8 protein-coding genes and 2 pseudogenes are annotated in these 12,770 nt (G+C 39.7%); all 10 read right to left on the bottom strand.

The window, feature by feature from the left end:
• Positions 1 to 2: 2 nt before the first annotated feature.
• Complete coding sequence (locus OO773_RS09150; protein WP_050780121.1) at positions 3 to 575, bottom strand: hypothetical protein; 573 nt, start codon at positions 573 to 575, stop codon at positions 3 to 5.
• The gene (locus OO773_RS09145) at positions 575 to 724 is read right to left on the bottom strand and encodes a hypothetical protein (protein WP_156240603.1); all 150 of its coding nucleotides are present in this window, start codon (positions 722 to 724) and stop codon (positions 575 to 577) included. Before OO773_RS09145 ends, OO773_RS09150 begins: the two co-directional genes overlap by 1 nt.
• A 55-nt stretch (positions 725 to 779) precedes the next feature.
• Complete coding sequence (locus OO773_RS09140; protein ID WP_034375309.1) at positions 780 to 1,007, bottom strand: hypothetical protein; 228 nt, start codon at positions 1,005 to 1,007, stop codon at positions 780 to 782.
• 188 nt (positions 1,008 to 1,195) lie between these two features.
• Positions 1,196 to 3,004 (bottom strand): annotated as a pseudogene (locus OO773_RS09135) (portal protein).
• A gap of 859 nt (positions 3,005 to 3,863) precedes the next feature.
• Positions 3,864 to 4,118: a putative barnase/colicin E5 family endoribonuclease gene (locus OO773_RS10155; protein ID WP_406600089.1), complete on the bottom strand. Its 255-nt coding sequence runs from the start codon at positions 4,116 to 4,118 to the stop codon at positions 3,864 to 3,866.
• A 40-nt stretch (positions 4,119 to 4,158) separates the two neighbouring features.
• On the bottom strand, positions 4,159 to 7,920 hold the full coding sequence (locus OO773_RS09125; protein ID WP_264828557.1) for a PBECR3 domain-containing polyvalent protein: 3,762 nt from the start codon (positions 7,918 to 7,920) through the stop codon (positions 4,159 to 4,161).
• A 123-nt stretch (positions 7,921 to 8,043) separates the two neighbouring features.
• Complete coding sequence (locus tag OO773_RS09120; RefSeq protein ID WP_264828556.1) at positions 8,044 to 8,298, bottom strand: hypothetical protein; 255 nt, start codon at positions 8,296 to 8,298, stop codon at positions 8,044 to 8,046.
• 148 nt (positions 8,299 to 8,446) lie between these two features.
• Positions 8,447 to 10,273 carry a hypothetical protein gene (locus tag OO773_RS09115; protein ID WP_264828555.1) on the bottom strand — a complete coding sequence of 609 codons (1,827 nt, stop codon included), beginning with the start codon at positions 10,271 to 10,273 and terminating at the stop codon, positions 8,447 to 8,449.
• Positions 10,274 to 10,598: 325 nt separating this feature from the next.
• Positions 10,599 to 12,149 (bottom strand): annotated as a pseudogene (locus tag OO773_RS09110) (hypothetical protein).
• Entirely contained in the window at positions 12,146 to 12,751 is a 606-nt protein-coding gene (locus OO773_RS09105) for a hypothetical protein (RefSeq protein WP_034375331.1), read from the bottom strand. Before OO773_RS09105 ends, OO773_RS09110 begins: the two are co-directional and overlap by 4 nt.
• Between the last annotated feature and the right edge of the window lie 19 nt (positions 12,752 to 12,770).

Here is a 12,770-nt window from a genome sequence, read left to right as displayed (position 1 = left end):
ATTTAGGTAGTTGGTTGAGGGGCGCTGTAGTTGATCTTAATGACTTCCTCAATGTTGCTAGCGTTTTCAATTTGCTTAACGGCCTTAGCTTTGCTCCCTAGCAGTGTGGCTAACTTTGTAGTGTAGGTCTCGTGTTTCTCTTTAATCTTATTGATTAGATCAATGCGGTTTTCTCCTCTAACTTTAGCTAATTCATTGATAAAGGGCGTATTTTGGGTAATGCCTAACATGGCTTCTTGATACTGCAACTCAAAGGTTAGCACTTCATCTAAGGGGATGTATTCTTTTTGCACTCTAGCCACCTCAAGCTCAAAGGCACTTATCACTTTGCTAATTTGCATGGCCTTAGCTTGATCTAGGCTAAGCTCCTCAAGCTCGCCATTCTCATTTAGCGCTTGTCCTATAGCATACTTATACTCCTCCCCCGCAGGGAGAGCAAAGAGCTTGATGTGTTGCGTGTTGTAGCTAGGTAGACTAGAGCCCTTAAAAATATCTTTGACGCGGTTAGCCTCAATGAGTGCATAACTGGTATTGCTTTCACATTTACCGCTAGTTTCTAAGATCGCTTTAGCCATTATTGATCCTTGTTTGGTGAGCTATCTTGGCTAAAGCTCTGATCATCATCGTAAAAATCTGTCTCATCCTCCCCCTGTGCCCCCTGATAGGCTAAATAGTCGTCGTATTGTTCTAAAAGGGCTTGTTCGTGTGGTGTTAGGTTATCCATGCTACTTCCTTGAGTTTAGGTTGGATAAGGATTTAGCTAAGATTTAAGCGATCTATCAAGGGTTAGGCTTTTGTAGCCATTTGACTATGCGCACATAGCCATCTTTTTCCATTTGCTCAAAGGCTCTAAATACCTTATCGGATACCAACATACGGATATAATAGGGGTTATCAAGGCGGTATCTAAGCACTCCAAAGCTTATTCCATAAGCCTTAGCAAATTTAGGCAAACTTCCAAAATCTTTTCTAATTTTCTCGCGGTCAAATTCTATATGGGGTTGCATGTTAACTCCTAGCTAATAAGGTAGAATGGTTTAGCGTGAAATATTTGGGTATGTTTCGCTTGATAGCCTTAACTTAGTATATTTTATACTAGTATACTCATAATACTTAATCCTATTACTATCAAGTATACCTTTAAGATTTTCAAGGTTTTTTAGCATTTTTGCGCCGCTCCTTTCCTCTTTTTAGCCTAATACTCTAGGTGTTGGGCACTAAAATACTTTTGCCATTTACTCCCTTGTGCATGGGTGGGCTTTGTGGGGCTAACTTGTGGGTTTTGAACGCCTTGATCTTGAGCTGCAGCTAAGTTAGCTAAGTCTAAATTTTGGTTGATCTGCTCGCTAGCCGTGTGAGCCTCTACTAAAGCGCCTTGTTGGCTGTATTTTTGGGCTTTAGCTTGTAACTCCGCAATTTGTGCAGCTATCTTTTGCATTTCTAGGGCTTGGAGTTGTTGCTGATAAGGCGCTTGTGCCTCTGCTTGTTGTTGCTGTGCCTCTTGAGCCTGAGCTATCACCTCCTCAACATCAGCCACTATCGGGCTATCTAAATCATTTAGCACAAGCGGCAATAAGTTAGGAACTAGATCAGGTCTAATACCACTAAGCATTTTGAGTAACTCATTCCATTGGCTAAATCTTTCATCTTTACTTTCTATTTTGAGTTGGGTTTTGTAGATAAGATCGAACTTACAAGGCCTGATCATGTTAGTAGGGTTATCATTAATGCCAAAGTAGCGATCGCCAACTTTCTTATCTACAATTCTAAAGACTTGCTTTTTAGTAAAGTAGTGGCTAATTAAAGACACCGCTAATTCATAGATCAGCTTATCCATGTCATCACTGACTTTTAAAAAGTTTTGCAATCCCATAAGCCCACTCTCGCGGCGCTGGGCTATGGCCACTCCACTTTGTCTATTTATAGCCATGCCTAAACTTTCATCATTTAGCCCCGCTAGTATCTTTAAAAGGTTGCGTTTTTGTTCAGCCTTAGCACTTAGCGCGGCTATGTCGGCTTGATTATTCATAAATTGGATTTTGCCGTCTTTTAGCGCTCCGGGGCGCACTCTTACAATAGCATTATCTAGAGCCATGTTTTCTACGAACTCATCAATGTTAAGTACGCTATCCTCCTCAAACATCGCCTTAAAGCTCCCCATCATATTTCCCATGCGATTCTCCGCATAGTTGATATGATGTTGTTATTCCTGCATGGGCTTAATGTCTCTAAATAAGCCGTAATAGTTGTTATTTTGATCTACATAATATTTAGCCACCACAAAGGGGTTTAAGCCATTTTTGAAGGGTTTAGATTCAACTTTATACACGCCCCCCTCTAGTCCCCAAATATATCTGTTCCAAACTAATTCCCCACTAGCTTCCTCAAATTCAATATACCAACTCTCAATAATCTTAGCTAGCCGTTCCTTGTGGCTGTAGTTATACACCACTTCCACACCGGGCAATAATCTTTTTAGGCTTTCCTCATCTACAACTAACATCTTATGCATGCGCCTAGCATCTAAGGCATTGCTATCGGTGCTAAAATAATCAATAATGAAACTCTCAGGGCTAATTGCCTTAATTTCAATATCAATATTGCCCTCACTATCGCCTATTGTCCACAACCCAATCACGCCTAACCCGCCCATTAACAAATCTCTATCCCGCTTAATAATCTCCTTATCATAGTTGCGCTTTTGGGAAAAGTATTTGAGTAAGTCATTTAGCAGATCAGCTAAGGGCTTGTCTTGTTCTTGTCTAGGAGTTAGCCTAACTTCTTGAATGCTACTTATCTTATAGCCTAAAATCTTGTTAATGATCATTTTGTAGATATTTTCCACAATCGGGGTCTGTCCACGCTCCTCAATGATATTTAACACATCGGGGGGGAGTTGTTCCCCGTGATAATAAGCTTTAGCCTTTTTAAACTCCTCAATGCTGGTTTGTGCGTGGTTAAAATCGGTTCTAAAATCTTGTTCTAATTCTGTGTAACTTTTCATTCTTAACCTTTACTTGTGGCGGGAGAGTGTGTTTCTAAGTGCCATTTAGAAGGTTTAGGGTTACCCGCCACAAGATCCGTTCTACAAAGGAATAATCAGCAACGGATTTAGCTAGATTAGCAAAGTTTGTAAAATCTTTAAAGGGTTAGGATTTGTGAATTGTAGGGAGTGAATGCGGGGCTCTAGCGCCCACTTAGCGCTCCGGGGCGCACTCTTACAATAGCATTATCTAGAGCCATGTTTTTTCTAAGGGTGTTATTTCACCTAGTAGAGCTCTCACACACCTTTAAACCCGCGTTGTTATGGGCATTTGTTGGGCGGTGTGGAGCTCTAGGCTAATTAATGCGCCTCACTTGTAGCAAGTGTCCATAGTTATGTGTTTTTAACTTTAGCCTATCACACTCAAGCTAGCTAAGCCTAATTCTATAAGCTTAAATCTCTCTTATTTAAGCCCCATTTAAGCCCCTCCAACACTCTGCCCCTTTTCTCTTTTTTAGCTCTCTAATGGTTTAGATATGGTTATTGTGCCACTTGTGCGGGGTTTGTAGGTGTGGGCTTAATCTCTTTTGTGCAAAACTCTAAATCTTTTTCTAGCCTTTCAGTGTAGATCAACAACTCTTTCAGATAATCTATAAAGTGCAAACTTTTAGGCGGTCTCTCTGGCTTAATAATATTACACTTAGTGGGGATATAAACCTTTTGGTAGATAACGCGGGGGGGTGCAGGCGGTGAGTAACAAGGTTAGGGTGGTGGTAAGTTTGATATTCATGTTAGGATTTAAGGGGTGTTATGGTAATGTTTCTTTTGGAGTTTAGTAACAGAGTCTCGTTACTAGTAAAGCCTTTGGAGTGGATAATCTTTAAGGCTTCTCCTTCACCTTGTTATCTTGATAGGCGGTTACAATCCATCTATTTTTAGTTGGTTTGCCCATCCAATTATTTTTAAGTCCCACTTTGTATAAGTGTTTCCCTTCGTGCCATACAATCGTAGCTCTTTGGTTTTCTTGCATAACTACTTTTCCATTTTCTACTATTTCCTCCAACCCCCTACCTAACTTCTCAAGTGCACTATTCCCCTCAAACCCTTTAAAGTCATCAAGGTGTTTTTCTACGATCTTAGCTAGTCCATGCCCTTTAAGCTTACCACCTTGATCTCTAAATTCCCCCCCACACCAAATCTATATCGCCTAAATCCTCTCTATAAAATGCCCCTGCAACTTGGCCTTCTTTAACCTCTATGAGTTTAGCAATTGCCCCTTTAGGATCATGGTAAAACTCTTTAAAGTTTGTACCAAAGGCTTTATTATGGGGGATTTCTTGATTTTCTGATTTAGTAGTGGAAGTCTTTCCCTCACTTCTACTTAATGCGGGTTTCTCTTTGACTTCCCTAACTTTAAACTCCTCAAGCATATAACGCTTAGGCTGGCTGGGGTCTGCATTGTTTGTAAAATGTATTCCTGCTTCAATATCCCATATCTTGCCATTGTAGGTATCTCTCATGCTCAAAATGACTTTATTATGACCTACTTCTATTACATCACCCTCTAAGATCGTTTTAGTAATATAAGCTGCTAAATGGGTGTTGCGCCATTTTTGAAAGTCTTTATTAGCTTGCCCAACAGGTGTTAAAAAGTCTTGTGGTTGATCTTTAAGTAATTCTAGGCCTTTACTGGGCTGATCTTTGATACCAGAGCCTCCAATGCTTTTAAGTTCAAATTGTGTATATACATCAATGCCGCCTAAATCTTGTCTGTAGAATGCGGGGGCAATTTGGCCACTCCTGCGCGTTTTTTCATACATTAAGTGTAAAAGCCCCTCAATGGCCTTTTCTTTCTTGCCATTCCACCGATAGGAAGTATAATTTTTCCCAAAGCTCGCATTCACCGGTAGATTTGTAGAGACTTTGTATAAATTATCTAAACTGATCTTTTCAGGCTGGTTATAATCTTTGGCTTTTTTGGGTTTAGTGTTCTTTTTTGAGGTCTCTTCTTTGACCATTTCCTCTATATCTTTTTGTAATGCTGCTTTGTGTGCATTACTTCTTTCTAGTTCCTCTAAACGCCATTTGTTTACTTCCTCTTTGCTAAAGCCTAATTGGCCATTATGTATCTGTTTGCTAGTAAATCCTCTTGCTAAATCTATAGGGTCGGTTGAATTAGTGTATTTAAGTTCACTTTTTAGCGATTCTTGATCCCATAATTCTAAGCGCCAATATGGGGTATCCTTTTTAGGATCAAAGCTGTTAAAATACCTATTCCACTGCACTACCGCGTAATGATCCTCATCTATTTTTTTTATAAATTTCAATTCCCCCCTTAAGTTTTGCAAGAGATAATCTGGATTTTCTAAAGCGGTTTTGAAGTAGGGTAGGGTTTGGGTGGCTTTAATCGGATAGTCTATTTCAATTCCCTTAGCAATACTCAAACTATCTTGATCATAGCTATGCTTTAAGGCCTTTTTCACATCAGGCGATAGATTAGGGGAATAATTACCATTTTCTAAGCCTAAATGTTTGTTCACGGCTTTTTGAAAGTCTGTTTTAGAATTGCTGTTAACTTTGTTATTCCAATCCTGCCTAATTTTAGTTAGAAGTTCTTGTACTTCAGGGGTTAACTCATCTTGATTTTTAAGGGGGAGGCTACTACTATCGGGGGTGGTAACTTGGGGTCGTGCGTCTAAGTGGACACTAGGTTTAGGGCTTAGCGAGTCTTCGCTATCTTTAGATAGTCGTAAACCCATGTTGCCATTATCGCTAAAGATTTTATTTTTACTCCACTCTCCATTTTCCTTATAAAGTGTTTTAAGTTTTAGCTCATTGTGTTTTGTGCTAATAGTCTCTACCACCATAAAATACCCGTTAATTTGTTTAGCACTAGCTAATAGCTTTTGGCCGTCTTTGTTTTCTATAATCTTGCTTACATCCGCCTCATTGATCACTTTAGGATACTCCCTAATATCTTGTATCCCTACTGGGGGTTGTTTGTTTTTAAGATAGTGAATGGAATGTTGGCCGTGTTGTTTTTCTACATGGGTAAGTGAACTACCATTAAAGGTAATTTTAATGGGGTGGTTTGTATCTAGCTTAAGTTGATTAGCTAATGTTAAATCTTTAAGTTCTCCAACCCACACCTTAGCATTGTGCTTTTTAACCTGATCTAATAATCTCTCTGTAATTTCAGTAGGTTTAAGCATTCTTAAGGGTTTACTAGAATCTAGCAAATCTTTAATGTTTTGACTTTCAGCTTTTTTAAACTCAATGTATCTTGTGGTGTGTAGGGCTCTAGTGGCTTTTTCTTGATCTCTTAAAGCCTTAAACTCTACATAGCTTAAACCCTTAGCTTTAGCCTCTTTATAAATCTGTCCTGTAGTCTTGTAGGGGAGTGCTTTAGGGTGATCGATCACTTCTACATCAATGTAGTTATTAGTGTTAGTCTCTTGACTTTTAAGGGGGGATTTAGTAGCCTCTGGCTGATAACCCCTGCTTAGAGTTCGGTCTAAGTCGTATCCCTTTGAGGAAGGCGTAGGAGGGGTCGTGATATTGCTAGGCATATGGCCTTCAAGATTAAGGCTTGAAGTCGTGTTAGGGCGTTGGCTGTGGGATAGCAATACTTCCTTATTAAGCTTGCCTCTTTGTTTCCACATATCAAAAAATCTTAATTTATCTTGCCCGCTTAACGCCTCCTCTATCACAACAACATGCCCGTTAACTTGCTTAGCATATAACACGCGCCTATTATCTTGGATATGCTTAAAGTCGGCTTCTTTTATGGTGTCTATGTAGTGGCTAATATCCTCTAAGTTGATCGCAATTTGCCCTCTTTGCGCTTCTTTGGCTATATCGCCATGTTGTTTAAGGGCGTGGATCACTTGGTGGGAGTCGATCTCTCGGACTAAGTCCCTCTCACCTGTGAATTCAAGGGCTTTTGTTAGTTCTTCTGCCTCCTTTGCTTCTACTCTAGCAACCACTAATCTTTGTTTGCCACTCTTATTACTTGTGGCGCTTAAATCCCACTTGCTAATTACCTCGTGTATTTCTTGTGGGGCTAAATCTCTTTCTAATTTGGTTTTAGTGGGTAGTGTTTGTTCTGCTGCGGGTGTGTTGCCCACACTCTTAGGCGCTAATTCTGTATCTTGTATTTCTTGTGCCTTAACTACTTGTGCTTGATCTTGTACCTTTACAGGCACTTCATTTTGTAGAGCTCTCCCCTCTATATTTGTTTGAGTGCCCCCACCCTCCACACTCTTAGGTAAATTCTGTTCAATCTCTCTAATTAGGGCTCTAGTAGCGTTGCTAAATTCAGCTCTACTTGCGATTTTGTTAAGATTTTGTTTAAAGGCCTCTATGCTGTGGCTCTTATTTAATGCGGCTTTAATGTGATATCTGAGTGCTGCACCACTTACTTTATCATTGAGTGCTTTAGCAAAGGGGATATAGGGCAGAGTTCTAACAATAAAGCCAAAGGCGGCTTTAGTAACTTGGAATTGTGCAGCCCCGCCTACACTAGTAGCAATACTACTTCCAATAGTTCCCCCCGTAGTGGGCTTAAGCGCTTTAGCAATAGCGCTATCTTGATTAAATAATCTATGAAAGCCCTTAGCAATTTCTATAAAGTCTTTAGCGCCTTGAGTTTTAAAACTACTCTCTTTAAGTTCCTCTAGCGCATTCATAAACTTAAAGCTATCTAGCACGCTAATATCTTGGGCATCAACAAGGGATTTTTTAAAAAGTCTATCAAGCATATTAAGTTCTAAGACTTCTCTATTAGAGTTACTTAAACCTTTGCTAATGGCACTGAGATTATCTAGCTTATCACCCTGCCCTTTAGTAAACTTAATAAGGCTATCAAGGGCTTTTTCTGTGCTATTGTGCGCATCTCTTAGCCCTAATTTCTTAACATCTTTTAGGGTCTGTTTCATAGTCGCATAATCATTTAGCGCGGTGTTGTAGAGTTCTTTGTATTGATCTACTTTATTTTTAGGGAGTTGTTCAAATAAGTTATCAATGCCTGCTTTAATGTCTCTTCTTAAAAACCCTTCTAACTAAGTCCCTCTCACCTGTTTAAAGTTAGGGTCTTTAGTATTCTTGTGATAAGCATTAAGGAGCTTAAGAGAGCTATTGAGTTGTCTAAAGTTCACCCCTGCAGGGTTATAAATGTTTTTCTCAATCACATTTAAAAAGCCTTTAGCCTCTTGATCTAAACCTTGATCTTTTAACTCGGCTTTAAACTGGTTAAAACTTAATCCATTGGCTTTATTCTCTGGGTTTAGTGTGGTCTTAATATCGTTTGTTAGCACCGCTGGGATTGTTTTGTCTATAGCGTCGTTATAACTTTCCTTAGTGCCTTTTTCTAGATCATCAAAGATTGCCTTTATATCGCCCTTATTTAGCTGGAGATTTTCAAGCTGTTCTTTTAGGTTTGCTGTAGTCTTGTTTAGAATACTTTTAAGGGGCTCTACTTGCGATTTTGTTAAGATCCGCTTCAGTTAGAAAGGCTAATAAATTCCCGCTCTCATCGGCTCTAATAGCCCTAATAAAGCCCTCTTGTCTCTCTGTATGTGTGGGCAAAGTTAGAATATTATAAGCACTATCAAAGGCTTTAAGCGCCCCGCTATCCTCCCCAAAACTACTTGCTATTTTCTCTCTTAGTGGGCTTTTAGCATTTTCAAATTTAGTCCCACCTCCAAAGCTTTGCCCAAATTCTTTTAAGGCCTGTTCTTGTTCTGGAGTGTAAACCTGATTGATAAGTCTTTGTGCGGCTCTATCATTTCCACTCATTGCCCGCTTAAGTGTGCCCACTACGGGTAGATAATCACTAGCTCTACCTAAAGCTTTAGGAATGTCGCCTACTTTAGCAATAGCCTTAGCTGCGCCCATAAAGGCAACATCACCCACTACACTTAATAACCCCTCTTGTGTGGCATGTTTGATTGTTTCGTTGAAGTTTTGATCGCGGTTTAGCACAAAATTAGTTAGGGCTGCATCACCTGCACCTCCAACAAATGCCCCAATTGCTCCGCCTGCAATAGTGCCTACTAATCCGCCTCTGCTGCCTCTGCTTGCCCCCTTAGCTGCGCCTACTAGACTGCCTACTAAACTCCCTGTTATACTGCCTGCATTGGCAGCAATAATGTTTTTAAAGTTATCAAAGAAACTATCATTATTTTTATAGGTTTTGTTATCTTTAATGGCGTAAATCTCGCCCTTGTTGCTAAACTCTAAGTTATCAAACCCTAAACCTTTAGCAATATCTGTTGCGCCTTTTCTATATTCTGCCACTTCTTTAGGATCACTCCCAAAGATCAAACTAGCTACACTTTTACCGGGTGCGATATTGTCATACAGCGTTATGGCCTTTTGGAGGTCTTTAGTGATCGCTTGAGATTTTAAATTTTCTTGATATTCCTTTAAGTCCTCGTTTTCATCTTTGAATAAGCTATTAAAGTAATTCGTTAAGATGTTTCTATCGCGATAGATTTGGCTTTTCTGTTCCTGACTTAAGTCTTTAGCATTCTTAACTTTTAAAATACTTTGGCGGGTGATTTCTGCCTTGTATTCTCTTTCACCCTTATTTAATCTTAGATCGCCCCCATAAAGGCCTTTGTAGGTTAAATGTTGTTTCATTGCCTCCGGGAGTTTTGCATAAGGCACTCTGTTTTCTATGGCTTCTTGAACAAGGCTATCTAATTCTAAGTCTTGTTTTTTTGCTTCTTTGCTTTTAAGCATGTCTGGGGTGAGTTGGTTAAATAGGCTATCTAGCTTACTTGCCCGTTGTTCTAAATCCTCTAAACTAAAGGGTTTTTTGCTTGTGTAGAGCTCTTGACTTTCTGTAACACTCTTAGCGCTAGGGCTACTTTGTGGCGCTTTTACATCTTGTTCACTTACAGCCCTAGAGCTCTCTAAAGGGCTTTTGTTAGTATTAGTTTGGGCTAATAGCTCATTCTGTGGCGCTGTATTCTTTGTTGGATCAAGGGCTTTAGTAGGCACAACTTCAAGCGTATTTGTTAGGTCATCTTGGTGATCTGTTACATTTAAGCTAGTGGGCTGTAGTTGTGGTGTTGTTTGGAGTGGTTCAATGTTTAAATTAGTGCCTAAAGTCTTAAGATCATTGTATAGGGCACTATTAATCTGCGCCTGATTAAAGCCTTGACTTTCATAATACTTTTCTAGTTCTGCGTGGTTAAAGTTGCTATTGCTAGATTTTACAAAGTCTAAAACTTGCTTAGTGTCTATTCCGTCTTGTTCTAATTTGTTAAAGTCTAGTGTAGCCATGATCGGAGTATGACTACATTTAAAAAGTTTATCAAGGGGTAGGGTTTACTCTAGGCTAGCTTTTAAAACCTTGCTCTTAGAGTTCTGCCTAACTAAGATGTGCTTAGCCTAGAGTGAGTGTATTTAAGCTAAATTTTTAAAATCTTTCAAGGGTTAGGCTTTGTTTAACTTTAGCCTATCATACTCAAGATAGCTAAGCCTAATACTATAATCTTAAAACTTGCTTATTTAAGCCACATTTAAGCCACTCCAACACTCTTGCCTTTTCTCTTTTTTTGGCTTTCTAGGTTTGCATTATTGCCTATTGTGGCATTTGCGCGGCTTTCTATATCCTCCATGTGCGCTTAGTGCTAGTATGGGTTTGGGATTTGTAGGTGTTGTTACTTTGGCTAATAAAGGGGGGTTTAACCTCTGGGTGGTTGATTGCACTAGCTAGCGCGTCTATGGTATCGTCTTGCTTAAAGGGCTTATCTGGGTTAAAACTAAAGAGTTCTTTTTTGATCTGGGCTTGATTGCTGCAGGTATGGCTAAAGACTAGATAGCCCGTATTGTAATAGGGTCGCATGGCTTTAATTTTATCTACTTTGCTGACTTGTCTACTAGGTGTATAACAAGTGATCGCATTATTTAGCCCCTCTGTGTAGTTCTCTTTAGCGCGTTGGTTATGTTTGGCTAACTCTACCATTAATAGGCGGTGCAACACTAGCCCGCCCCCGTCGCTTTCAATATAGGTTTTAGCTTCTTTAAATTTAGCCTTAGCCTGCAAGATATAGCTTATGGTGATCTCTTCGCTCCATATGCCACAATAACATTCTAACACCACATATCTAGCGCTATTTTTGTAATTTTCCACACCCACTACAACTACAGCGCGATTATCTGCACTTTGCTTTAGACTGAGTGCATTATCGACAAAAATGTAGGTATTGATCTGGCCTAATTCATGATCAAAAACATTTGTATAGTATTGTTCATCAAAGTAGCCCCCGCTCGTGCTAATGGGTTCTTGCTGATACTGGGCGCTAAATTCATCATTGCCCATTTGTAGTCTTAGTTCCTCTAGTTGATCTAAATTGTGGCGCTGCTTAAACAAGGCTTCTTTAGGCTGACGGATATAGTTAAAGTTACCCACGCTATATATTTCTTGATTTTCATTAATGGCTTGTAGCTTTATGACTTTCCACTCATCAATACTAGCTTCTTCAAACTCTCTAGGATTAAGTAAGTAGCCGCATAGATCATTTAAGCCTAGTCTTTGCATTAAGATAGTGATGTTGCTTTTATTATCTTGTAGTCTACTTAGCACACTTTCTTTAAAGTTGGCATGCACGGCCTTAATTGCGCTTTTACTGCCCATTTCTGAAACTTTAATTGGATCATCTATTAGGATTTGGTGGGCATGAAAGCCTGTTAAAGCACTTTTAAGAGTGGTAACAAATAAGCCTCCGCCTTCTCTTAACACAAATTCTTGGGCGTTATCTTGTAAGAATTCTAAAGGTTCGGGGAATATCTAGCTAAAGAATTTTGACTTCATCAAATCGCGCACTTGATTAGCGATCTTTCTACACAGATCATCGCTATAACTGATATAAAAGTATTTGCGCGATCGATCTTTGCCTAAACTCCAAGCGATAAAACACCTTGCGATAATTTCAGTTTTACCATAGCTAGGGGGCATATTGATCATTAAACGGGTGATGAGTTCCTCACTATTTGGCAAAGTGTTTTCAAGCACTTTAGCTAAGTATCTAATATGCCACCCCTCCATAAAGGGCGCTAGGTTATAGCGCTCCCACTTGAGTTTGATAAAGGTATAAAGGTCTCTTTTGCCTAATTCTCTTAAAGCTAGTTCTCTTTTGATTTCCTCTTTATTCATGGGCGTATCATTGGGTTAAACTGGGCTGTAGTGAGTTGTGGAGTGGATAGCGGGGGTGTGGTCATCTTAGTCTTGATCATAGGTTTTTGTAAGTTAGGGGGTCTAAAATTGCCTAATAGTGGCCTTTTAAGGCTTTGGGCGGCTTTAATGTGTTCTGCACCCCCGCCTGTGGCTATAGTTGATCCTAGTATGAAGTTTTGGGCATTTTGGGCGGTAGTAGCGGCATTACTGGCTGCAATATCTGCCTGATTTTTTGCTTGCTTTATCTTAAGTTCATTGGTTTTTAAGGCGTTATTGACTCGATCCATTGCCTGAGAGTGTTTAAAGACTTGTTGCTGGTAGTCTTGTGCGGCTTGAGCCTGATTTTCTCTAAAGCCTTGCATGGCTAAATCCATTCTTTGGTTATGATCGATCACCTTTTGCTTTAAGGCCTTTTGTTCCTCATTTTCTAAGATACTATGCGTGCTATTAGCTGCACCTTGCAATTGCGCGCTAAAGTTTTGCATAGCATTAGCCATATTGGCATGCGCGCCTCTAAGATTGTTCAAACTTTCAGTGAATAGCGCTAATCCGCCTCTACCTGCGCTGATGTCTGGATACATTTAGTTCTCTCCTGTAGTT

Source organism: Helicobacter suis HS1 (assembly GCF_026000295.1).
GTDB classification, from domain to species: Bacteria; Campylobacterota; Campylobacteria; order Campylobacterales; family Helicobacteraceae; genus Helicobacter; species Helicobacter suis.
This window is presented reverse-complemented; position numbering and strand designations above follow the sequence as displayed.